The sequence below is a fragment of the Paenibacillus sp. JT22N15 genome (assembly GCF_059383755.1).
Genome location: NZ_JBXENV010000001.1, coordinates 626,097 through 648,682 on the forward strand (window position 1 = coordinate 626,097; position 22,586 = coordinate 648,682).

Below are 22,586 nucleotides of genomic sequence, written 5' to 3' on the forward strand. Positions count from 1 at the left end.
CATCCCGCTTTCTATATCGCTTGGACTGTCCAAGCTCTTGTCTTGTAAGGCACCTCAATTTCATCCATATGGCTTAAGCATAGGCTGATCTCATCCATAATTTTCTCGAACAGAATCTGCCCCGCTTGCACCTGAATATCATTTACCGAACGCCAAGCGTTCAAATAACGTTCTTTTGTCATAACAACGGTATGTGGAGCCTCCATAAATATTAAGCGATCGAACTGCCCCGTAGATAACAGCACCTCCTCGACGCCGCTCATGTGGCTCTGCGAGCCTGATGAAACACGCTTTAAATCAGGGACATAGTGTTTTATTATGCTTTCAATCTGCTGTTGCAGTTCATTTCGCTCAACATCCCGCGGATTCCATAAAGCTGTAAAATGTCCGCCTTCTTTCAAGATACGATGAAACTCGCTTAACGCTTGCTTTTGATCAGTCCAATGAAAGGAAGAGGCCATAAACACCCAGTTTACCGAATCATTCGCTAGGCCCGTTTCCTCCGCAAAACCTTTTTGCCAAGCAAACTGCTTATTGCAAGTATCCAGACGAATACCTTCTTCCCGCATCGCATCGTTAGGCTCGACAGCTACACCCCTCATCCCTAGCTTAGCCAGTATTTCGGTTAGCTTCCCCGTTCCCGCACCTACATCTGCTGCCACAAAGCCCTCGTTAGCTGCTCCCGTATGCGACATCAGCGCATGGAGAATATCTTCCGAATAACCTGGTCGGTTGACATATTGTTTGGCCAGCAAAGTAAAATCACCGTGCATCATCATACTCATTCTCATTCTCTCCTCCAAATAATTGTTTTATCATGCTCATATCGCTTGGCTCGAACGGCATTTCCCGTTCTGGATGCCACATAATCCCTTTGATGCTGGCTTGCTTGTGCATTACCGCCTCAATGGTCCCGTCGGCAGCCCTTGCGGTTACAACGAGCTTCTCCACAGACTTCCGGGCTCCGTAGCGGTGATAGCTGTTCTTGCTCCAGCTGCCTTCGTTCGTGTGCACAGCATGATGCACCGCAACATGGCCTTCGATTCTCGCAAGTTCAATGCCCCAGAAATCCTGAAGCATTTGCATGCCTCTACATACGCCCAGCAGCGGTTTGCCGCTGTCACATGCATATTGAATGAGAAATCGCTCTACCTCATCCCTCTCCGGTGACCTCCCGCCATACTTTAGAAGATCGTTGCCTCCCGTCATAATCATGCCTCTGATCGGCAGACTACGCAGCATTTCCTGAACGGTTGGCAAATGATTCGGCAGCAAAATCGGCGTATAGCCGCAGGTGGCTAAAAGGTTGATCCAGCTTTGGTCAATAGCGTCTCTTCGCTCACCATGGCTTGCTACCTCTTCGACACGCATCGTAATGCCAATCATAATCATTGGATGATCCTCATGTTTTTTCCCGCGCAATCGATGGCAAGCACCTTGGCATTGCCGTAGTGGTTATACAAATTTTCTCCTACTCCAATTACCGCGGGAATCGACAGCTCGCCAGCACGAATAGCCATATGTGAATTGACGCCTCCGTACATCGTTACCAGGCCAGCGATTCCTTTGGAAAAAATCCAGTCATAACCGGGATCGGCACTCGGAAGGAATAAAATGCTTCCCCGCAAGCTTTCATGATCTTCATGCGAAAATGCAATCTTGCTGGTTACCTGATTCATGGTAATAAAATTCGGCTCAAGCTCCGGTTGACTGAAAAACCATACATTAGACGGCTCGGTGATCAATGGCGGCAGCTCCAGCTGCAAGGTCGCCTCATATCTTTGTCTGCCAGCCTTAATACTCTTCAGCAGCAAGTCCTGTATATCGCAATCTGACTCGTAAGCCCGCTTGATCACCTCAATATTGGCAAAGGAAGCCTCCTCCTTCGAAATACCGTATTCCTCCGCCAATTGGCCGAATAGCCGAATAGCCTCGCTCAAGCTTTTTGTAAATACAAACTTGGAATATTCCCTTCCCTCAATCGCGGTCTTAAAAAAGTCGAATAGTCCAAGCACATTGCCGTCTAATAGACCGTGCTCTGTCAGCAAAGCCTGAATCCGTTTATATTGAGCAAGCGAAAGAAAGAAGGATGGCTTCTCTATCACACGGTTAAGCTCGCGCGAAGAAGAAAATTCAAAATACTGATCCGGCGCTTCGTCATAACGAGGCGAGCAGATCTCATAGGTTCCAGGTCGTAAATGTCCATACTTCGCTAGAAATTCCTCCATGTCTAGCTGAGCGTAATCTATACTGATTTGTGTACTGACTGTCTCCAGACTGCTCATATAACGATGGTAGTCGCTTTCCGAAAGAATACCAATGGAGACGAGGGATCTAAGCATTTGTACGGCTACGAATCCCCCTCTTGCCAGCCCGGCGAATGGCAGCGTACCATAACGCTTGCAATCCTCCAGCAGCCAATAAATTTTCGAAACCTTGTCGATTGAGCTGTCCAGCAATTCCGAACGCCTTGCTTCCAGCTCATTGATTTTACTCAGATCATTTTGTAACAAGCCATTTTCCGTACATACGATATGATTCGTGAGATCCTTCAGACAAAGACTAAGCTGCTTCAATTCCGGCTTTGTGAATCCATGCTCATAGAGAATCTCCAACCTGGTATCCAGATCAAAGGTAAAACAAGAAAATATGATCTCAAACTCGACCTTGTCATGATTCTGGGGGTTATCGATCAAGCTTTGCATATAATAATTCAGGAGCTTCTCGCTTAATTCGGCATCCAGCTCCTTTGGCAAAAAAGAATTGAAGCTGACTCTTACATCGATATATGGAAACCCTCCCAGATCGATGAGCAGAGGAAAGCTCCTGACATTCTTATATCCGTATCGACTCCTCTGATAGGCCCATATGCTGTCCGTCACTAATTCTTTGTACAGCGATAGCGCGAGCGGCCGGGGCCGAATGCCGATGATTTCGGCTGGATTCCAGTCTGGCATGACACCATAGACCGTTTTGTGTCCATAAAGGTACGGCTGCCTCGCTTGACCTTGTCCTACTTTGTCATAGATCCGTTTTAGTATCGCAGATTGATGGTCAAGGCTTGCTAAATCGCAGGTTAATAACAAGGGTCGAACTTGAAAAAGATACAGCTTGCCCGCCTTGTCCACTGCAAACTCAATATCCAGCCTGGGTGTTTCAAATATGTGCTCCAGTTCATCCATCAAGTCAACAATTTGATTCAGTGGCCTCACTGCAGGCAGTGGCGAGCCCTTGAAATAATGATAGGTTTTAAGATGATTGGTTGTGCCTGAGGTGACAGCATCGGTTGCGCCGCTGACATCATCGTAGTTGATGACGATATAATTGCCGCCATTATTAGGGTTGACGCTAAAGGCGACGCCGCTGATCGCAACATATGGAAGCATAGGCTGTATGAAGACATGATGGACCGGAGCATCGTCTTGATAGGATGCAAGCACCCTGTTAACTGCCTGTATGGCTTCACTCTCTCCATTTACGTCAAGAACGGAATCATAACGCCCTGCATAGGAAGCGGCAATTCCATCCTCCCAAGCCGCGCTGCTTCGTACAATGAGTGGCGCCCCCGACCATGAAAGCTGCTTAAGGCTGTCTAAAATTTCCGATTGGCGATAACGCCACTCATAGGCGGTAAATTGAAGCTGGGGTAGAACGATTGCACACTTGACTAGTCTCTCAAGCCTCTCCAACGTTTCTGATTTTGTACCGAATAGGATCAACCCACTCTCACCCAGCTCCCTTATCGCACTGCACTGTCCGCTTGACGCTCAGACAATAATTGGACTTGATATTCCAATCTGTCGGTGTCGCCAAGCTCATGCTCTTCTGCGAGTAATTTCATGCATAGACGATGGACCATCGTACGAATAATGGCAGGGTTCTCTACGAACTCTCCATATTGCTTCTCAAACTTAAACGGGAATGCCAAGAGCTCCATCAGGTTATCGTAGTTGTAATAGTCGTGTCCGGGATATCCCCATGCCCGGTATTTAATCCGAAGCATGCTCTCGAGCCTGAATTTGTCGAAAGAAGACAATAACTCATCATAAGATTTCGAGATGGTACGTGTATTAAATCCGGATACAACCTCGGAAGTTAATGAATTCCACCATTTCATGCCGCCAAACGTGCTGTGAAGCAAACTTTCATCCCAATCGATGCCCAGATGCTTGCATATCAGCTTAAGAGTAGCCTCCGGCTTTACATGCAAATCCTCTAATTTCACCAAATACGTCCGGTCTGTCCAGCGTGCCGTTACAGGGACACCATGGAATAGAGCTTGCAGTTGAAAGCATAAGTTATAGACACTCGCCTTGCCTGCATGCAATTGGTAGTTCAATGCGGAAGCAAACGCAATAACAGGATTTCGAATCATATGAAATAATTTAGCGTAGGGAAAAAGCTCAATGAACTGCTCAGTCTCCGTAACGCTCGTTCCGAAGTGAATGCCCCCTTCAATAATGACTGGAAGCTCTGAGTTGAAATCATAGGTTCTTCCCAACGCGTAGGATGCCGCAAGCTGTACGGCTTGATAGAAAAAAGTCATGTCCATCAGATCAGCCGTCTCCGTAATTTCCAGGAATGCCGTCTTAAATTGGGCTCGGTCAATCGCGAAAATCTGATCTCTATCTTCACCTAAGGCGCACATCCCGTTTTGCCTCGGTTCTTCGAATATGCAGCCTTCGTTGAACTCGCCAGGGAACGTTTTGAATATGGCATCAACGATTTCCTGGTTGTCCATGCGCCCTTCACGCGGTTTGATCGTTGATTGCCACAGCTTGAAAATTTCCACACCGTTCAACATGGTTAATATAATATTCGGATGGCCGTCCAGCAGACTTTTCATCAAATGCGTGCCGCTTCTCCCGTAGCAATAAACACTAACCACTTTATTTAATGAAGCCGCATAGTCTTTCTTCGTGAATGCAGCGTGCTCCATAAGGTTGTGAATGCGCGCAAGCTCTTTCTCAATCTTTAACATATATTCACTAGAGACTGAACAACGTTTCGCTCTCCTATAGAGATCATTGGCTTCCAGCAGCCGGCCTTGTTTTTCGTATACGGATCCGAGCTCCAGCAGCAGGGACACCTTTTGAGGTTCCTGGTACAGCTGCTTCTGCAACCGTTCCTCCTCACGATTCAGTAAATGGGGATTCATCCGAATCAACTTGCCCGTCGATGTTCTTGGAAGCTTGCTTGTCCAATAAAACCTTCTAGGTACTTTATAATCGGCCATGTGTTCTCGGCACCATTCCAGCAAGCTGGACTCCAGCAATGATTCTTGCCGCTCGACATGAGCTTCAATAATCTTGTTGTCCTCTGATAAACAGACAAGCACATCACGGATTTTGGGGTGGTTCCTCAGCTTAAGCTCGATCTCCTGGAGATTCACTTTAAGTCCGCCGATAATCTTGATACTGTCTGAACGCCCGGCTAAATATAAAATCTGCTCCTCGTTAATGGAACCGGTATCCGATGTGTTGAACCATCCCTTGCTCCATCTTTCGTTCACGGTGCGAGGCAGATAAGGCGATTCCAGCAATTCTGCCAGCACCTCATCGTTCTCAATTCGCAAGCTTACTCCCGGTAGCGGACGACCGACGCTCTCCGGATATTTGCCGTCCCAGTCCATGGTCAGAACTCCGGTCTCGCTTGTCCCGTACTGCTGACCGATCGTGACGCCATATCTCTCGTAAAAAGCTTGATAAACCTCTAGAGAAAGAGCCTCCCCTGCAGAAATGGCATGCTTAAGCTCAGGGAGCGGCCCAGGCCCAGGCGCTTGTCCTAATAATTGATAGTGGAACGGAACGCCATACATCACCGTAATCCTTTCCTCCCGGAGTGTCTGAAGGATAGATAGGCTCTGGTGATTTCGTGGAAAATATAAGCAAGCTCCCGTGAATAAGGTGAGCAGTAGTCCATTAAGCAAACCGAATGTATGCGTAAGCGGAGACAAGGCCAGAACACGATCATCGCGTGATAATAAAGGTACAGCTGTCAATTTGTGCAGATCGCCAAGGATCGCTTCTGCCGTTCTACCGATTGCTTTCGGCTTGCCCGTAGAGCCCGATGTGAACAAATGAAGCACGCATTCAGGCTCGCAGCCTTTGCTTTGCTGGAGCTTCACGATTTCGAAGGAAACTTTTTCGGCAAAGCTTGCTAGCGGATGACTCTGATCGGTTGAGCAAATATAATAGTGTGGACTATATTCCTGCAGCAACGCCTCGGTTTCCGTCCGTTTCAATCGGCTGTCCAGCAGCATCGCCTGAGCCCCTTGTTTCCATAGGGCAAACAACAAATAAACAAAAGTCAGGGAGCTTTTGATTTGCAGCGCAACGAGATCCCCTTCCTTGACGCCTGCTTCCGCTAGCTGCTGCCGCCCACTTTCGATTTCCTCGAAAAGCTGCCCGTACGTTACGGAAGAAGAGAATTTCATTGCCAATTTAGAGGGCTCTGCTGAGTTTGAAATCAACGCCTGATAAAATGCTTGCTTATCGATTGAGTTTAATAGCATGGCAGCCTCCTCCGAATTCATAATCGTAGATAATAACCGGGGCGGCTACTTCCCTATTTTTTAACCGATCGACTGCAATGACCAGATCCGCTAGCCCTTGATTGCCTGCAAACGGTCGTACAGGTGGCTCGGTGCTCAAGGGCTCAGTCAAGCCTTCGACTGCTTCAATATAAATAAGAAGCTCCTCGCCAGAATCTGAGAAATCATCTCCCTTGGCGCATTCCAGTAAGAGCGAGATCGCATGATCGCATGATCGCATGGCCGCCTCTGAATCAACAAGCTCCGCAAGCAGTTCGTCGGAACGGCTGCTTTGCAGTTCAACACCAATGACGAGTACCTGCTCAACATCAGGTTGATCCATATAGATTTCTGCTAGATCGAGCAAGGAAACAAGTCCGTTCCCGAAGTGGGAGACCGCTGATATCATACCGGTAAAGCCAAATTGTTTAGAAGCGTAGCCAAGAATGGAATTAGGAACGGATTGATAAAACAATAAAGGATTATGGACTTTGCCTTGAAGCAAATTCTGGCTTGCCCGATCTGCAGTGGCCGTATCGCCAAATGCACTGCCAAGCAAGATAGCCAGCTTCTGATGAGAGCGAATCTTCCCCGACTCCACATGGTTTTTCAAAATTTGATACACCATAGGATTGAAGGCGGATTCGATAAAACCGGGGACGGGTTCTATCGCAATCGACCGGGCCTGTTCTTCCGCCGCTTTAAGCATATCCGCATAATCGGCCAGACCTTCGATGGAATGCCCCCATGGACCGATGCATGCAGTCGCTGTCACCTTCAGCATAAATTACCCCCTCTCAACCGATTTTTGCAGAACAATAGCCGTATTGTTGCCTCCGAAAGAGGCATTTAAATTGATAACCTTGTTCAGCTGCTTCTTCCTTGGGTAATTCGGTACATAGTCCAAGTCGCAATGGGGATCCTTCTCTTCATAACCCATCGTGGGCGGAATCGTATTGTGCTTCATAGCCATGATGGAGAGAGCCGTCTCAACCGCTCCCGTACCTTCCAGAATATGTCCCGTCATCGTCTTCGTCGATGAGATCGGTGTATCATAAGCCCTCGTGCCAAACGCCCGCTTAATCGCCGCCGTTTCTGCACGGTCATTAAGAGGAGTGCCTGTCCCATGGGCATGAATATAATCTATTTCTTCCTTCTGAATAGAAGCAGCGGCCAATGCCCGCTCAATGGCGAGCGCCATACCGGCTCCATCCGGATGAGGCTGGCACACATGGAAGGCGTCGCAGGACAGCCCCCAGCCAAGCATTTCGGCCAGAATCATAGCGCCGCGCTTCTCGGCATGCTCCAGGCTTTCGAGCAGGAGCATAGCGCCTCCGTCTCCCAGCAGCATGCCTGATCGATTGGCCGAAAATGCCCTTACTCGTCCGTCAGCAGCAAAGGTGCGGCCCGAATTGAACTTCGCAAACATCTCCTCGGTCACCAGGGAATATCCGCCGCAAAGCGCAGTATCCGATTGCCCCCTCCGGATAAGCTCGTAAGCGACGCCAATCGCGTTGCTGGAAGCAATACAGGCATTGTTTAAACTTATTTTTTTGCCGCTGCCCTTAAGCCGATAAAGGTCAGCCAATACCTTCAAATGGTAGGATGGCAGAAATTCCGATAGCGGTATAGCTGAATGTTGCCCCGAGGACTTCAACCTCCAGTACTGTTGAAGCGCATTGTAATCGCCTTGCAGGCCGAGTACGATGGAAGAATCCGATAAATCTTGTAGGCCGGAGGAAGCAACGGCCTCCTCGGCCAAGCGTACCCCCAGTCCGAGCAAGGTTCCCTTGAAATCGGACTCCGCTGCGAAAGCAGTCCGGAAAGGCGTGCTGTCGAAGCGTGTAACCGGCCTGAAACGATGTTCTCCCGTAAGCACGCTTCTCTTAACAGCCTCTTCTCCGAAGCCGCTTGGAATCATTAATCCGATCCCTGTTATCACTACCCGATTGAACATCGCGTACTCCTTTCTCACATCGTGTTCGTATGCCTCTTGATCATTACTCCCTTCTCCTGAATAAGCCGGTAAATGGCATCGATGGAGTCGAAGCGCTCGTAGTCCCCGTCTTCTAGCTGCAAATGGATATGATTGCGATGCTCCAGCATGTCGAGAAACCATATGAGGCACAATGAATCCATCATAATAAGCGAATCATCGTTTAGCTCATCCGGCCTTGAGACAAACAGCTGATTTTCTAGCAGCAGCCTTTTGATGCCCTCCTTACTTATTAACGGGCTCTCGTTCATACCGCATTGGCTCGCTCATGCAAAGTGCCGATCAGTTGCCCGACTGTGTACCCGCTAATTTCAATGAGCTCGCTATCGGCTATAGTCAACCCGAGCTGCGCCTCTATTCTTGCAGCAAGCTCAATAATTTGAATAGAATCAAGCGCGAGCCCCTCATCCCCAAGCGGCATCGTCTCATCAACCTCGTCTGGATTCATCTGTATATTCATCTGTCTAGTGATCATATTCATGACTTCATCGAACATTTGTTGTCTGTTCATCCTATCGTGGTCCCCTTCCTCATCCATAAATGGCTGGGTCGATTTGGTGTTCATTCGGATTATATCCGGATTAAAATATTCGATGAGATGCACCCCACTATCCTGAAAGGGAGGAAAAGTCATCTTATATTCTTTGAATGGAACCCGGCGATGCTCTTGAAATTGAAGGCGATATGGTTTATCAAATAAATCCACGGCCTCGGCTGTGAGCCTCCAGCCGTTCTGAATCATGGTTCTAATATCCCGAGTATGGCTTGCTCTCAGCACATGGCCGATTCCTTCCCTCTCACTGATAATTCGCTCCAGCAGCACAGGGGGAACGTAGGCCGGATCAATTAAAACGATATTCTGCGACACATAACGCTGCTCCCTCTCCGTAATCAGGAACGACTCGCGCAATATTTTCCCTCCGGACACATGAGATTGACTCGCAACAATGGGCTGCAGCCGCCCCATCGTTATAATCTCAAGCATATCCGTTGTACGGCTGTTTGAGGTCACGAGCATTTGCAAAATAATCCACTCCAATCGACTCAGGTCTTCCAAATTGTATTCACCTCCTTTCTATTAATCGTTAATAGCTGAAATCGCATAATGTATCCACATTTTAAGGTTCTGTTGTAGGCGCGGGCGGTTCGTGGTATTTTTAATCAAAGATGGAAAGATCAAGATTATTAGGAGCGATCAATCATGGTGCAAAGAGTAAAACGGTTTTTATCTGCGTCCGATTTTTTCGGTAACAAGTTTATACGCGTCATTCTAATATCCAGTCTGTTTCTGCAAATAGGCGTCTGGATGCGGAACTTTGCCATTCTACTGTTCGTTATGGAAATGACGAACAACGATACCGTTGCCGTGTCGATGCTCTATGTCGCCGAATTTGCTCCGATTCTCATCTTCTCTGTCATCGGCGGAACCTTTGCGGATCGTTGGAAACCCAAAAAAACGATGATTTACTGCGATTTGCTCAGTGCCCTATCACTGCTGGCCATCTTGGCGGCCTTATTGTTAGGCTCATGGAAAGCGATATTCTTCACGACGCTGCTATCCGCGGTTCTATCGCAATTCTCACAGCCCTCCGGGATGAAATTATTTAAGCAGCATGTACCGGAGGAGCATATTCAGACAGGCATGGCGATGTACCAAACGTTGACTAGCGTCTTTGTTGTCATAGGTCCGGTATTTGGCACTTTCGTTTATAGCGCATACGGCATCAACGTTTCGCTCGCATTAGTAGCCATCGCATTTGTTTTGTCGGCCGTCACTTTAACCTTGCTGCCACCAGACAAGCTGGGCAAAACCGGGGACAAGAGGGAGTCCTTCTGGTTTGAATTGCGCGGCGGCTTTACATATGTTCTTCAAAATCCGGTACTTCGTTTGCTTGGCATCGCCTTCGGCTTAGGGGGCCTTGCGGTCGGTATCATTCAGCCGCTCGGCATTTTCATCGTCGTTGATCAGCTGCAATTGGATAAAGAATATTATCAGTGGTTTGCCAGTACCAATGTTGTAGCAACCGTTGCTGGAGGTTTGCTCGTTGTAGGAATCTCGAAGCTTGTACCCTCTCAGAAAATTTTAGCCATCGGCAATCTCTTTAGCGCCTTTTCCGTGATCGGCATCGGATTTTCAACTTATCTCTCCTTATCTCTGGCGATGCAGTTCATTCGCGGTTTTGTCCTCCCCTTCATACAAGTAGGAATTAACTCCATTGTCATGAAAACGACGGATGAAGCTTATGTCGGTAGAGTTAACGGGGCTTTTGGCCCGATCTTCATGGGCTCCATGGTACTCATGACCATGGTTTCCGGATGGCTTAGCACGTTCCTGCCATTAGCCTTCATGTACATGTGCTCGGGCATTTTGTTTGTTGCCTCCACAGCTGTCATCTCTCTTATGTTCCGTTTGAAGCTTCAGATCAACCCTATTGCCGATAGCACTAGCAATAATCAACAAACTTCGCAATCCATGTAACGACTATACAATTTCGATCGATTCCAAGATATTATCTATATTTTACGGATTAACATTTATTAAAATGTGTGCATTCACCTTTTTTCAACCTTTACCATTTTTTAATATTAGCTCTATTCCTCTATGAAATTGGCGCTGTTCACAAGTGTAGTCATGCATAGAGGGGTGTACAAATCAAACAAGCCCATGCTCGTTTGCATGGGCCTTAGAATGTAAAGTAACTCACGCTTTATCCGAAGCGATGGGTATCATTATTTGTTTTGAGTTCAGGAAATTAGAGAATGGTTAATGAGGTTTATAAAAAATAAAACGGCTATCGAGTTGTCCTCGATAGCCTTCGCTAATTAGTCTTTAACCAATCATTTTTAATAAAGAGGTTAGCCTATATTTTTCAAATAACATTGTTGCTGATTCCAAATTGACCTCCCACACACACTCATCGAAGGAGCATTCAATTGGAACCTCAATGTTAATTGTGGCAAGAGTTCTTGAAAGATGCAGCATCTCTAAATCAGACTCAATTTTCGCTTTAATACTTTTCGGTAAAAGGTTTAAATTACTTATTATGCCGTCGATTGACTCATATTCGCTCAGTAATTTAAGTGCGGTTTTTTCCCCTATTCCCTTCACCCCGGGGTAATTATCACTTGTATCCCCTGTAAGACCCTTCATTTCGATGACCTGAAAAGGATGAATGCCTTTATCAACCTTCAGGAAATCTAAATCATAAACCGCATAGTTGGATCTGCCCTTCTTCATGATTATTACATGAATGCGCTCATCCACCAGCTGGAGCATGTCTTGATCACCTGTAAGAACATAGACATGTCCAAGATCACTAAAACGTTTCGATACCGTCCCGATGCAATCATCTGCTTCGTAGCCCTCCAGTCCAATGTTTGGTATTTGAAGAGCAGCAACAACATCCTTTACCAAAGAGAACTGTGGAATTAAATCTTCAGGTGCGCTTGGCCTGTTTGCTTTATAATTTGAATACAAGTCAGATCGAAAAGTTTTACTTCCCATATCCCAACAGCATACGACATGCGTCGGCTGAAATTGATTTACTGCATCAAAGAAATACTGAAAAAAACCAAAGATGGCATTTGTGGGAGTTCCATCTTCCAAACGCCTAGCGCTATACGATTGAGCAAAATAAGCTCTAAAAAGAAGAGCCATTCCGTCAACAATTAGAACTTTATTTTCGTTCATTTACATGCTCATCCTTTATGTCTATTATCAACTTTAATCACTAATTCTCAGTTCTCCATGCCTACTTTCTAGGCTTTCTCTTCTACGTTGTTGAACGTTGATGCACACGCGCTTCACCGCGAATGAAACGGCCAATGCGCTCCGCTGCCTCAAGCAGCCGTGCCTCATCCACCACAAGCGCCAGACGCACATAACCTTCGCCCTCGCTGCCGAATGCTTCGCCTGGAATGACCGCCACACCCGTCTGTTCCAGCAGTTCACGGGCAATCAGACGCGAGGTCCAAGGCCCATCCGGATGCGTCCACTCCATAGCCGGCAGCGCTGCCCAAATAAACATCGTCGCTTTAGGCTTCTCCACCTGCCAGCCTCCTGCACGAAGCGCTTCGATGAAAACATCGCGGCGGCGCTCATACAGCTGTCCTACTTTAGGAGGAGCCGCCTTGGACATCGCTTCTTTAAGCGCCGCAACGCCTGCTTCCTGCACAGCAGCAAAGATGCCATAATCAATATTATCCTTCAGCTCGCGCAGTGCGCCAACCGCTTCCCGGTTGCCTGTCACAAAGCCGATGCGGCAGCCTGCCATATTAAAGCTCTTTGATAAAGAGTGAATTTCAATCGCGCGCTCCATCGCCCCATCGGCAGCAAGAATGCTAGGCGGCTCAAAGCCGTCAAACGCCATTTCAGAATAGGCGGCATCGTTTATTACGAGCACATCGTATTTGCGAGCTTTGTCCAGCACCTTGTCAAACAGCGCCATATCGGCTACAGCAGATACCGGATTCCCTGGATAATTGAGCAAAATAAACCTAGCACGGCGCCATTCCTCTTCCGTAATAGCCTCCACATCCGGCAAAAATCCACCCGCTGCCGTGAGCGGATAAAAAATCGGCTTTACGCCGGCAATCGCAAGCGACCCTGCATATATCGGATAGCCCGGGTTCGGCAGCAGCACCTCATCGCCCGAGTTGCAGACCGCCATCGCCAAATGAGCCAGCCCATCCTGCGAGCCCATTAAAGAAAGCATTTCCGACTCGGCATCTACTTGCACGCCAAAGCGAAACGCCATCCATTCTGCTGCTGTGCTGCGAAAAGCGTCGCTTCCCCGCGTGCCCATATAGCCATACTGATTCGGGCGAAGCGCAGCGTCGCCAAGTGCCTGCATAACAGCTTCTGAAGGCGGCTTGTCCGGACTGCCGATATCTAAATCAATGACATCCATGCCTGAAGCTCTAGCCTGCTTCTTCCACTGAATGACCTCGGCAAAAATAGAAGAGCCCAGCTCGTCCAGCCGATTGGAACGCCACTTGCCTGTTGTCATCCTACGCTCACCCATTCCATTCCTGAACATATTGCTCTTCTTTAAAACCAACTGTCGCTTTCGTGCCATCCGTCGCAATCGGACGTTTGATCAGCATGCCGTTCGAAGCCAGCAAGGCAAGCTGCTCGTCCTCGTTCATGGAACCAAGCTTGTCCTTGAGTCCAAGCTCGCGATATACGTCGCCGGAGGTGTTAAAAAACTTCTTCAGCTCCAATCCGCTGAGCTTGACCAGCTCTTTAAGCTGCTCCGCTGTCGGCGTCTCCTCCACAATATGCTTCAGCTCCAGCTTATGGCCTTTCGCCTGCAGCGATTTCACCGCATTGCGGCATGTTCCGCATTTGGGATATTGATAGACGGTAATCGTCCCCGCTTGCCATGTATTTGCACTCATTCACGTTCTCCTCCATTGCTTAAACCAATCATATAATAGAGTAACTTAGCCGCATCCTGTTTCACTTATTTGTTTATTTATTTGTTTATTTATTTGTTTCTTTATTTATTTATTTATTAAGTTGCTCCAGGCTCGCTTTCTTGCTTTTGCTCCAGCAATTGCTTCAACAGCTTGAGCTGCTCTGGCAGTTCAGCGCGCCACTCCATCCATTGCCCCGTCATCGGGTGCGTCAGGCCCAGCATCTCCGCATGCAGAGCTTGCCTGCCGGCTGCCTGCTCCCACGCTGCGCAAAGCTCGCCTGCTTCTGGCGGCAGCCCATACATCGCATCGCCGATCAACGGGCAGCCGATATATTTCATATGCACGCGAATTTGATGCGTGCGTCCCGTCTCCAGCCGCAGCCGTACGAGCGAAGCAGCGCCATCTCCATACTCCGCCGCAATTTCATAATGAGTGACCGAGAGATAGCCATCCGGCGTCACAATACGGACATGCGGCGAATCTGGATCACGGTCAATCGGCTCATTAATCGTACCTGCCCGCTCGGGCGGAACACCATATACGAAAGCCGCATAACGCTTCGTAATCGCATCTGCTTGGAGCTGGTCGGATAATTGCTGGTGAATATACGGACTCTTCGCAACGACAACAAGTCCAGAGGTATCCTCATCCAAGCGATTTACCGGACGGAAACGCACCTTCTCGCCCCGTTCCCGCCAATGGTACACCACGCCATTGGCCAGCGTTCCCGTGTAATGCCCATGTGTTGGATGTACGACAATACCCGGCGGCTTATTGAGAATGAGCAAATGCTCATCCTCAAACACAATTTGGAGCGGGATCGGCTCCGGCAAAATATCTTCCGACGTCTCTTTCTCCATCCGAATGCGGATGATATCCCCTTCAACAACCGTCGCGGTCGTGTAAACACGCTGCTCATTGACCGTAATTCCATGCTCAGTCAGCTTAACCCGCGACAGAAGGCTGCGCGATACGCCAAGCCTTCGCTCCACCAGGGCGCGCACGGACATCCCCGCATCCTCCGCCCGCACGACGACTATCAGCGGCTTATAATAATTAGCATCTATATCCATTATTCCATCGGTATTCATCAAATCGCCCGCATCCATTATTTTTTCCGTTTCCGGAATACTTCCTTGCTTCTAACATATTCTGTATCCGGCACGCCGAGCTTGGCGTTCGCCACCCGTGCAGCTGCAAAAAAGAAATCCGAGAGGCGGTTCAAATATTTCGTCACCTCGGGGTTAGCCGGATGATCAGCAGCCAGCGTCACGACGCGGCGCTCAGCCCGGCGGCATACGGTGCGGCATACGTGCAGCAGCGAAGAAAGCGGACTTCCCCCTGGCAAAATAAACCGAGTAATTTCCGGCGCCTCCGTAATGTATACATCAATAATCTGCTCCAGCCGTTCTGCCGGTTCCGGCGTCACTTTAAGCGGCGCTCCCGGCCTTGCATAAGCAAGGTCAGATCCGCAGTCGAACAGCTCCTGCTGAATATCGACCAGCAGCGCTGCCATCTCCGCAAGCTGCTCATGCTGTGCAGCCTCCGCAGCCGCCTGCCCAACGAAGCAGTTCAGCTCATCAATCGTGCCATAGGCTTCCACTCGAATATCATCCTTGCGGACACGCCCTCCAATTAATGCCGTTTCTCCACTATCTCCCGTACGCGTATATAATCTCATGGCTCAGCATTGCCCCTCTCATTACACTTCCGTCTGCTTTTAAAAAGCTACTATACACTATACCATAAACGGCCATTCCTGCCGAAGCATTCCCTGAGAATCTGCCCGTGTCCAGCACAAAAAAGCGGCATTCCAGCTCAAACTGGAATGCCGCCATTGCTCAAAAATAGCCGTGTAAAAATGCTGCAGAACACAGCTCTTCGAATTTCACGCTTAGCCCTGCTTCAGCTTGTGCACAAAGCCGCCAATGCGATCCAGCGCTTCGGCCAAATTTGAAACCGAGGTTGCATAGGAGCAGCGCAAATACCCTTCGCCGCCGAGGCCAAACACATCGCCCGGAACAGCGGCTACGCCGCCTTCCTCAAGCAGGCGTTCGGCAAATTTCTCGGATGAAAGCCCCATCGCCTTAACCGAGGGGAACGCATAAAACGCGCCCTCCGGCTCATGGCATTCCAGCCCGATATCGCGGAAGCCCTTCACAACAAGGCGGCGACGCTGGTTATAAGCATCAACCATCCGGTCTTTCTCTTCCAATCCTCGCGTCAACGCTTCTACACCAGCATATTGCGCCATGGCTGGAGCACACATGACCGTATATTGGTGAATTTTCAGCATTGCGGCGATGAGATCAGGATGTCCGCAAGCGTAGCCAAGCCGCCAGCCCGTCATCGCGAACGCCTTCGAGAAGCCGCTGACGAGAATGGTGCGGTCCCGCATACCCGGCATCGCCGAGAAGCTGCAATGCTTCGTTCCGTAAGTAAGCTCGGCATAAATCTCATCCGAGATGACAATGAGATCGTTATCCTCGACCACTTTGGCAATCGGAAGCCAATCCTCATAAGTCATAATGCCGCCCGTCGGATTGCTCGGATAACATAAAATTAACACCTTGGAACGCGGAGTAATAGCAGCCTGCAGCGATTCAGCCTTAAGCTTGAACTTGTCTTCAGCAAAAGTCTCAATACCTACAGGAACACCGCCGCCAAGCGCAGTTATAGGAGAATAGGAAATATAGCAAGGTTCCGGGATTAAAATTTCATCGCCTGGCACAATTAACGCCCGGAGCGCCAAATCAATCGCTTCACTGCCGCCAACGGTGACGAGAATTTCATTTGCTGGATCGTACGGTGTCTGGAACTGATCATTCAAATATTGGCCGATCGCTTCGCGCAGAGCAGGCAGGCCCGCATTTGACGTATACTGCGTCTTGCCTCTTTCCAGCGAATAAACAGCCGCTTCACGAACATGCCATGGCGTAATAAAATCCGGCTCGCCAACACCAAGCGTAATGACATCTTTGCGGGTATTGACCAAATCAAAAAAACGACGAATACCCGATGGTTTAATATTTTGGACAGAAGGGGTCAAATAGTCCGTCATCGCTTGACGCTTCACCTTCGTCCGTACCAGCTCTTCCTCTTCTTTAATCATCACATTCACCTCTTACGGCGAAATCATCAAACGATCGTCACCCTCATGCTCCTCGAAGATAATTCCATCCTGTTTATATTTTTTCAAAATAAAGTTCGTCTTTGTCGACAATACAGCATCGATTGGGGACAGCTTATTCGATACGAAGGAGGCAACCTCCTTCAAGTTTTTCCCTTCGATCTCAACGAGCAGATCATAGGCTCCGGACATCAAATATACGGATTTCACTTCCGGATATAAGTAAATGCGCTCGGCTATGCCTTCGAAGCCACGTCCCCGCTCAGGTGTAATTTGCACCTCAATCAGCGCCGTTACCTTCTCGTCATCTACCTTGCTCCAGTTCACAATAGTCGCGTATTTGACAATAATATGATTATGTTCAAGCTCGGCTATTGCCTGCTTTACTTCCTCAGCGGGAGCACCTAGCAAAGTGGCGATTAATTCCGCGTCACGTCTGGCGTCTTCCTTGAGCAGCTCCAATACTTTGAGTTGCAATTCGTTCATCATATACTCCTTCCAGCAAACCTGAAGTTATTACCCTTCATATTACAACGAATCCGGGCTTCCTGCAAAGAAAAAAACAAAAGACCCCGAAGGGTCTTTACATGTAGTAGGGCTGATGGGAATTTTGCTGGTTGTGCTGTTGCTGCTGTTGCACCATATGGCCGTATCCTGCTTGCATCGCATGCGACTGGCTGCCCATACGCTGCTGCAAAAACTGCGATGTTTTTTGCTGGGTTTGCTGGTACTCCTTCAACTGCTTGTCGATCTCCTGTCTGAGCACAGGCGATGCGGTGTTGTACATATTTTGCGACTGCATCACTTGATATAGCTCGCCCTGCATTTTCAGCGTGCTGTTCAGCAGGTTCGTAAACATTTGGCGGATGGATGGACAGGCAGCCTCTGTGGCCGCCGTCGCGTATTCGCGGGTTACCCGTTTCAAGTCGCTAAGTACCGTGTAGGCCAGATCCTCTTCTGGCAAAAACGATTGCGCATATTGCTGTTGCATCTCTTTTTCCTCCTTATGTCTGCTTGCCAAATATGCTTATTGCTGAGGCTGGGTCGGCGCCATGCTTTGATGCTGCTGAAGCATGTGCATCAATGTCTGATAATGCTGCTGATGCGTATTGAGCATTTGCGAGCATGCCTGACGAAGCTGCTGGGTGCTTGCACCTACAGATACGGCTGAGCATTGCTTAATCAGCAAATCCTCGTTGGACATCGAATCGGCTATATACTCGAGTTCTTTCGCGGTCATTGGCTGTAACATCGAATTTCCTCCTCCTTAACTTTTCTATGATTGAATACATGTTCGCGAGCGAAGTTCATAGCTCCGCTCGGCTGACCGAATGTCAACCCTTACGTATTATGGATCAGTCTCCCACTAATTATGTATGGGTAGACCACCTTAATTTACAACGCCGTCCACTAGGCTTATCTTCGTGCTTGTCCACAACGTCGTTTAATCACGCAAAAGGGCCTATCCCCTCTTCGCAAGGTCAATAGGCACTTTCACCTTCATCATATAGCTTACGGAAGACAGAACGAACCTTTAAGGCAAATGAACGGTTTTCACATGGTCAAAATGTAAAAATACCGAAGCGCCGCTCGCGGTGGACAGCTCAAGCATGCTTTGATCAATCGCTTTAAGAACGCCCGTTTTATTTGAGTTTTCTCCCAAATCGAGCACGACGAATTCACCCATCAGCTTGCGCAGCTGCTGATCGAACGTTCGCGACAAAGTGACGGGGGATGGCCTTAATGGAAACTGCTCGGGAGTCAGCTTGTATGGCGTGACATCGGGGTTGTAGGGAATTAAATATTTCAGATGGTGCAAAGACACCATAACCGTGTGGTAAATCGGGGAATAAAACACGAAATAATCATTCATAACTGTCGTAACATAGCCATGGATCGATTGATTCCCGGTAATGTACAGCTCGGAAAACATCCCTTTGGCATTCATCAAAATTTTGCGGTAGGATACCGTTTCATTGTAGGCTTCAAAGGGCAGCTCCGGCACCTCGAATGGGTCATACTTGTGATTGGACAGACGCAGCTGCTGCAAATGAATGAGCGGGACATAAATAAATTGCAAGCCCGTATGCAGCACTAAAATATCTTGCCCGAATTCAATCAGCTTGCCGCGAATAGCCGCGACCTTTCCCGATATGTCCAGCTCTACTTGCTGGTCAAGCAGCGGATGGCGATTTTTCATAGTGTCTCTCTCCTTTCTGCCGACTTTTTCAAATGAATACCGGGCTTCGGCATCAAGTGCCTGACCCGGCATTCCACTAGCGCCTAATGCATGGTGATGTTCCCACTAAACGCTAATTTCTTTTGCCTGAGCGGTTTCCGTTTTTGTTTCCGCTTTTATTGTTGTTTTTGCGGTTTTTGTTTCCTCCGCTGTTCGATCCACCTGTACGGTTTTTATTTCCTCCGTTGTTCGTTCCACCTGTGCGGTTCTTGTTTCCTCCGCTGTTCGATCCACCTGTGCGGTTTTTATTTCCTCCGTTGTTCGATCCGCCTGTGCGGTTATTATTTCCTCCCGAACGGTCGCCACGGGATGTGTTTTGTCCAAGCAGCTTAATTGTTTTAATGTGGAACAATTGAATTTGAACAACTTCACGGTTTACGACCAGCAGCAAGGATGTGCTGCCAACTTCGGCGATAAAGCCTTCGATTTTCTCCGGGCCGCCCCAGTTGATTTGCACAAATTTTTGGTTGAGCGCACGGATTACGCCGATGAAGCTGGAAGCATGAATATATTGGGGAGTGCGGCCTTTGCTTTTGTCGCTAGGGAAATCCGTAATGCTCTTCACATGGCTCGTGCTCACATAAACAATGCCTTCCTTTGTCCAAAGCACTAGATAGTCATTTTTCACGGCAACGAGCGTACCTTGGAGGGATTCTGGACCACCACGGTTGATTTTCACATATTGTCCAACGAGGCCGTCAAGAAATGATTTAGTACCATTTTCTTTGGAGCTTTTGTGTTTGTTGCTTTTGTGTTTGTTGCATTTGTGTTGATTGCTTTTATGGTGTTGGTTCATGTTGCCCGAGTTGCGATCCTGTTCTCCACCTACAAAGTTGCTGCAATAATTCATAGTAAAATCCCTCCAAATGTTTAATGAGCTGTGCTAGATTTACATACAATCTTAAAAGTTATTGACCCTGTCCCTGCTTGCTGTTTCCACCTTGGCCTGAGTAGCGAGCATCCCTCCAGTGCTTGATGCCGTTCATCTGTCATGGGAGACGATTTATAATACATTTATATGTATCCCTCATATAAGAGGTACTAGATTAATAACTATTTATTTAAGGCATAAGCATATAACTAGAAAAGTTTCATAGAGTTGCTGCTCCAGCAGTAGCAAAACACCCCGCGGCAGAATAAGGTAAATCAGCAAAAGCCTATCTGAGGACGATAGGCTGATCTGCCCGCAGGAGGTGGAAGCCCTATGTCAACCCAAACGCTGCCGATTCGTGAAATTACGATTGAACCTGATCATTTGCAGGAACTGCAGGAGGATTCCTGGAGCCATACGTTCCAGCCCGTTCAGCTAGAGATGAATGGAATATCTAGAGAAGCCACTTTTGGCTATCGCGGCGGTCATACGAGGAACTATTTTAAAAAATCCTATGAAGTCAGAACGACAACCGGCTTGACGCTGCATTGGAACGCCGAGTTTGATGATCCTTCGATGATTCGCAATGCGCTGTCCTTCCAGTTTTTCAATCAGATTGGCGTGCCATCGCCGCGTACCCGGCATATTTGGCTTGTCATTAATGGCGCCCCTCAAGGCGTCTATTTAGAGATTGAATCCGTTGATCCCAGATTTTTTCGCAGAAGAGGCATTGGCTGCCGCGCCATTATATATGCGGTCAATGACAGCGCAAACTTCAGCCTGATTGATCCCATTACGGAGCGACGGAAGGAGTCTCTTTTTGACGGCTATGAACTCGTATCCGGACTTGCGGCCTCCGAGCTGCGCCTAATCCGCTTCGTCAGCGGCATTAACCGCAAGCACACATCCCGCCTGCAATGGAGCACTTGGACGTCAAGGCGCCTAGATGTCGATCAATATTTGCTCTGGCTCGCGGGAGCTGTGCTTACGGGAAACTATGATGGCTTCGATCAGAACTACGCGCTTTATGTACATGGGAAAACGGGAAAATACCGGATGATGCCTTGGGATTATGAAGGAACATGGGGAAGAAATTGCTACGGCAAGCCATGTGGAAGTGATCTGGTGCGGGTGGAAGGCTATAATACGCTGACGGACAAACTGCTGGCCATTCCGGCCTATAAACGCAAATACCGCTCCATCCTGCTCCGGCTGCTGCAAACAGCATTTACGGAGGAACAGGTGGAGCGGACGGTGCGCGCGATGTACAGCAAGCTGACGCCAGCCATTCAAGAGGATTACACGCGAAAAAGCAGCTTTGATACGTATTTGAGCGAGCCCGACTTCATATTGAATTATGTGAAGGAGAGACGCGCTCTTATTAGAAAGGCTTTAAAAAGCTGGAAGCTCACGAAGAAGACAGCTGATGTTGATGTTGCCGCCCTTAAAGTTAAAATTCATTAAAGCCGCTTTTAAAATAGCTCCATGCTTAAGTAACGCTCGCCTGTATCGGGAGCAATACAGAGCACTCTGCTGCCGGCTCCAAGGCGGCGAGCCACCTGAAAAGCCGCCCAAACGGCAGCTCCTGAAGAAGGGCCGAGCAGCAAGCCTTCCTGACGGGCCAGCGCCTTCATCATAGCGATTGCATCGTCATCCGTCGCCTGAATGATTTCATCATAGACGGAAACATTCAGTATAGCCGGCACAAAGCCGGGACTTGTGCCCACCAGCTTATGCGGCCCAGGCACTCCCCCGGACAATACGGGCGAACCCATAGGCTCAACGACGGCAATATGTAAATTCGGAAGCGCGGCTTTCAGCGTCTCACCGGTTCCTGTAATGGTGCCGCCTGTTCCTGAGCAGGCAACAAAAGCATCGAGCCGCCCTTCCATCTGCTGCAATATCTCTATTGCTGTCGTACCCCGATGGGCATCGGGGTTTGCTTTATTTTCAAACTGATTCGGAATAAAGCTGCCTGGAATACTCTGCGCCAGCTCCTCCGCCTTGGCAATCGCACCAGGCATTCGCTCGGCTGCAGGCGTCAATACCACTTCCGCGCCATAGGCACGAAGCAGCTTAATGCGCTCCTGGGACATATTGTCCGGCATAATCAAAATGAGCTTATAGCCTTTAGCCGCCGCCCCCATGGCCAGTCCAATGCCCGTGTTTCCGCTAGTTGGCTCTATAATCGTGGAGCCCGGCTTAATATGGCCGCTAAGCTCTCCAGCTTGAATAAGGGAAGCTGCCGCCCGATCCTTAACGCTGCCGCTCGGATTAAAATATTCCAGCTTTACGAAAACATCTCCGCAGCCTTCCTCCGCCAAACGGTTCAGCTTCACAACAGGCGTTTCACCTACTAAATCAATAATGCTTGATACGATTTTTGGCATAACTGTT

22 protein-coding genes are annotated in these 22,586 nt (G+C 48.6%); 2 read left to right on the top strand and 20 right to left on the bottom strand.

From position 1 onward, the window contains the following. Positions 1–11: 11 nt before the first annotated feature. From AC50X8_RS02775 to AC50X8_RS02810, 8 genes are read right to left on the bottom strand one after another with little or no spacing between them, the layout of a single operon-like run. Positions 12–785: a class I SAM-dependent methyltransferase gene (locus AC50X8_RS02775; RefSeq protein WP_494878477.1), complete on the bottom strand. Its 774-nt coding sequence runs from the start codon at positions 783–785 to the stop codon at positions 12–14. After that, positions 763–1,392, bottom strand: coding sequence for a gamma-glutamyl-gamma-aminobutyrate hydrolase family protein (locus AC50X8_RS02780; RefSeq protein ID WP_056030398.1), 630 nt, complete (start codon positions 1,390–1,392; stop codon positions 763–765). Before AC50X8_RS02780 ends, AC50X8_RS02775 begins: the two co-directional genes overlap by 23 nt. Beyond that, positions 1,389–3,719 carry a PEP/pyruvate-binding domain-containing protein gene (locus AC50X8_RS02785; RefSeq protein WP_494878479.1) on the bottom strand — a complete coding sequence of 777 codons (2,331 nt, stop codon included), beginning with the start codon at positions 3,717–3,719 and terminating at the stop codon, positions 1,389–1,391. The genes AC50X8_RS02780 and AC50X8_RS02785 overlap by 4 nt, the downstream gene beginning before the upstream one ends. Before the next feature lie 20 nt (positions 3,720–3,739). After that, the gene (locus AC50X8_RS02790; RefSeq protein WP_494878481.1) at positions 3,740–6,535 is read right to left on the bottom strand and encodes an AMP-binding protein; all 2,796 of its coding nucleotides are present in this window, start codon (positions 6,533–6,535) and stop codon (positions 3,740–3,742) included. Beyond that, entirely contained in the window at positions 6,492–7,316 is an 825-nt protein-coding gene (locus tag AC50X8_RS02795) for a hypothetical protein (RefSeq protein ID WP_494857870.1), read from the bottom strand. Before AC50X8_RS02795 ends, AC50X8_RS02790 begins: the two co-directional genes overlap by 44 nt. A 3-nt stretch (positions 7,317–7,319) precedes the next feature. Continuing rightward, positions 7,320–8,489 carry a beta-ketoacyl-[acyl-carrier-protein] synthase family protein gene (locus tag AC50X8_RS02800; RefSeq protein ID WP_494878483.1) on the bottom strand — a complete coding sequence of 390 codons (1,170 nt, stop codon included), beginning with the start codon at positions 8,487–8,489 and terminating at the stop codon, positions 7,320–7,322. Positions 8,490–8,503: 14 nt separating this feature from the next. Beyond that, positions 8,504–8,779 (bottom strand): hypothetical protein, encoded by a 276-nt coding sequence (locus tag AC50X8_RS02805; RefSeq protein WP_494857866.1) that lies wholly within the window; start codon positions 8,777–8,779, stop codon positions 8,504–8,506. Next, on the bottom strand, positions 8,776–9,585 hold the full coding sequence (locus tag AC50X8_RS02810) for an acyl carrier protein (protein ID WP_494857864.1): 810 nt from the start codon (positions 9,583–9,585) through the stop codon (positions 8,776–8,778). The genes AC50X8_RS02805 and AC50X8_RS02810 overlap by 4 nt, the downstream gene beginning before the upstream one ends. Before the next feature lie 144 nt (positions 9,586–9,729). Here AC50X8_RS02810 and AC50X8_RS02815 point away from each other — a divergent pair, with 144 nt between their 5' ends. Then, a complete protein-coding gene (locus tag AC50X8_RS02815; protein ID WP_494857862.1) occupies positions 9,730–11,007 on the top strand; it encodes an MFS transporter in 1,278 nt (425 codons plus the stop codon). Between the two features lie 351 nt (positions 11,008–11,358). On the opposite strand, the gene AC50X8_RS02820 is transcribed toward AC50X8_RS02815, so the two are convergent. The 11 genes from AC50X8_RS02820 to AC50X8_RS02870 all read right to left on the bottom strand — a co-directional run bounded on the left by AC50X8_RS02820 (position 11,359) and on the right by AC50X8_RS02870 (position 20,168). Further along, positions 11,359–12,219 (bottom strand): 5'-3' exonuclease, encoded by an 861-nt coding sequence (locus tag AC50X8_RS02820; RefSeq protein WP_494878485.1) that lies wholly within the window; start codon positions 12,217–12,219, stop codon positions 11,359–11,361. An 82-nt stretch (positions 12,220–12,301) separates the two neighbouring features. Next, positions 12,302–13,537, bottom strand: coding sequence for an aminotransferase class I/II-fold pyridoxal phosphate-dependent enzyme (locus tag AC50X8_RS02825; protein WP_494878487.1), 1,236 nt, complete (start codon positions 13,535–13,537; stop codon positions 12,302–12,304). Between the two features lie 7 nt (positions 13,538–13,544). Then, a complete protein-coding gene (locus AC50X8_RS02830) occupies positions 13,545–13,928 on the bottom strand; it encodes an arsenate reductase family protein (RefSeq protein WP_056034422.1) in 384 nt (127 codons plus the stop codon). A 116-nt stretch (positions 13,929–14,044) separates the two neighbouring features. Next, positions 14,045–15,022, bottom strand: coding sequence for an RluA family pseudouridine synthase (locus tag AC50X8_RS02835; protein WP_494878491.1), 978 nt, complete (start codon positions 15,020–15,022; stop codon positions 14,045–14,047). A 35-nt stretch (positions 15,023–15,057) separates the two neighbouring features. Continuing rightward, on the bottom strand, positions 15,058–15,630 hold the full coding sequence (locus AC50X8_RS02840; protein WP_056034420.1) for a cob(I)yrinic acid a,c-diamide adenosyltransferase: 573 nt from the start codon (positions 15,628–15,630) through the stop codon (positions 15,058–15,060). 213 nt (positions 15,631–15,843) lie between these two features. Further along, the gene (locus AC50X8_RS02845) at positions 15,844–17,061 is read right to left on the bottom strand and encodes an aminotransferase class I/II-fold pyridoxal phosphate-dependent enzyme (RefSeq protein ID WP_056034417.1); all 1,218 of its coding nucleotides are present in this window, start codon (positions 17,059–17,061) and stop codon (positions 15,844–15,846) included. 12 nt (positions 17,062–17,073) lie between these two features. Continuing rightward, positions 17,074–17,565: an Lrp/AsnC family transcriptional regulator gene (locus AC50X8_RS02850; RefSeq protein ID WP_056034414.1), complete on the bottom strand. Its 492-nt coding sequence runs from the start codon at positions 17,563–17,565 to the stop codon at positions 17,074–17,076. 97 nt (positions 17,566–17,662) lie between these two features. Continuing rightward, positions 17,663–18,070, bottom strand: a complete 408-nt coding sequence (locus AC50X8_RS02855) for a spore coat protein (protein ID WP_056034411.1) — start codon at positions 18,068–18,070, stop codon at positions 17,663–17,665. A gap of 36 nt (positions 18,071–18,106) precedes the next feature. Next, positions 18,107–18,331 (bottom strand): hypothetical protein, encoded by a 225-nt coding sequence (locus AC50X8_RS02860; protein ID WP_056034407.1) that lies wholly within the window; start codon positions 18,329–18,331, stop codon positions 18,107–18,109. A gap of 282 nt (positions 18,332–18,613) precedes the next feature. Beyond that, a complete protein-coding gene (locus tag AC50X8_RS02865) occupies positions 18,614–19,279 on the bottom strand; it encodes a hypothetical protein (RefSeq protein ID WP_056034405.1) in 666 nt (221 codons plus the stop codon). Between the two features lie 112 nt (positions 19,280–19,391). Then, entirely contained in the window at positions 19,392–20,168 is a 777-nt protein-coding gene (locus AC50X8_RS02870; protein ID WP_494857848.1) for a DUF6897 domain-containing protein, read from the bottom strand. 354 nt (positions 20,169–20,522) lie between these two features. Here AC50X8_RS02870 and AC50X8_RS02875 point away from each other — a divergent pair, with 354 nt between their 5' ends. Next, positions 20,523–21,653, top strand: a complete 1,131-nt coding sequence (locus tag AC50X8_RS02875; RefSeq protein WP_494878494.1) for a CotH kinase family protein — start codon at positions 20,523–20,525, stop codon at positions 21,651–21,653. A gap of 8 nt (positions 21,654–21,661) precedes the next feature. On the opposite strand, the gene cysK is transcribed toward AC50X8_RS02875, so the two are convergent. Then, complete coding sequence (gene cysK, locus AC50X8_RS02880) at positions 21,662–22,579, bottom strand: cysteine synthase A (RefSeq protein WP_494857846.1); 918 nt, start codon at positions 22,577–22,579, stop codon at positions 21,662–21,664. Between the last annotated feature and the right edge of the window lie 7 nt (positions 22,580–22,586).

Coding starts and splice junctions, on each gene's coding strand:
- AC50X8_RS02775 (WP_494878477.1), bottom strand. CDS start 785: ATGAGTATGATGATGCACGGTGATTTTACTTTGCTGGCCAAACAATAT.
- AC50X8_RS02780 (WP_056030398.1), bottom strand. CDS start 1,392: ATGATTATGATTGGCATTACGATGCGTGTCGAAGAGGTAGCAAGCCAT.
- AC50X8_RS02790 (WP_494878481.1), bottom strand. CDS start 6,535: ATGAATTCGGAGGAGGCTGCCATGCTATTAAACTCAATCGATAAGCAA.
- AC50X8_RS02795 (WP_494857870.1), bottom strand. CDS start 7,316: ATGCTGAAGGTGACAGCGACTGCATGCATCGGTCCATGGGGGCATTCC.
- AC50X8_RS02800 (WP_494878483.1), bottom strand. CDS start 8,489: ATGTTCAATCGGGTAGTGATAACAGGGATCGGATTAATGATTCCAAGC.
- AC50X8_RS02805 (WP_494857866.1), bottom strand. CDS start 8,779: ATGAACGAGAGCCCGTTAATAAGTAAGGAGGGCATCAAAAGGCTGCTG.
- AC50X8_RS02815 (WP_494857862.1), top strand. CDS start 9,730: ATGGTGCAAAGAGTAAAACGGTTTTTATCTGCGTCCGATTTTTTCGGT.
- AC50X8_RS02820 (WP_494878485.1), bottom strand. CDS start 12,219: ATGAACGAAAATAAAGTTCTAATTGTTGACGGAATGGCTCTTCTTTTT.
- AC50X8_RS02825 (WP_494878487.1), bottom strand. CDS start 13,537: ATGACAACAGGCAAGTGGCGTTCCAATCGGCTGGACGAGCTGGGCTCT.
- AC50X8_RS02830 (WP_056034422.1), bottom strand. CDS start 13,928: ATGAGTGCAAATACATGGCAAGCGGGGACGATTACCGTCTATCAATAT.
- AC50X8_RS02835 (WP_494878491.1), bottom strand. CDS start 15,022: ATGGATATAGATGCTAATTATTATAAGCCGCTGATAGTCGTCGTGCGG.
- AC50X8_RS02840 (WP_056034420.1), bottom strand. CDS start 15,630: ATGAGATTATATACGCGTACGGGAGATAGTGGAGAAACGGCATTAATT.
- AC50X8_RS02845 (WP_056034417.1), bottom strand. CDS start 17,061: ATGATTAAAGAAGAGGAAGAGCTGGTACGGACGAAGGTGAAGCGTCAA.
- AC50X8_RS02850 (WP_056034414.1), bottom strand. CDS start 17,565: ATGAACGAATTGCAACTCAAAGTATTGGAGCTGCTCAAGGAAGACGCC.
- AC50X8_RS02855 (WP_056034411.1), bottom strand. CDS start 18,070: ATGCAACAGCAATATGCGCAATCGTTTTTGCCAGAAGAGGATCTGGCC.
- AC50X8_RS02860 (WP_056034407.1), bottom strand. CDS start 18,331: ATGTTACAGCCAATGACCGCGAAAGAACTCGAGTATATAGCCGATTCG.
- AC50X8_RS02865 (WP_056034405.1), bottom strand. CDS start 19,279: ATGAAAAATCGCCATCCGCTGCTTGACCAGCAAGTAGAGCTGGACATA.
- AC50X8_RS02870 (WP_494857848.1), bottom strand. CDS start 20,168: ATGAATTATTGCAGCAACTTTGTAGGTGGAGAACAGGATCGCAACTCG.
- AC50X8_RS02875 (WP_494878494.1), top strand. CDS start 20,523: ATGTCAACCCAAACGCTGCCGATTCGTGAAATTACGATTGAACCTGAT.
- cysK (WP_494857846.1), bottom strand. CDS start 22,579: ATGCCAAAAATCGTATCAAGCATTATTGATTTAGTAGGTGAAACGCCT.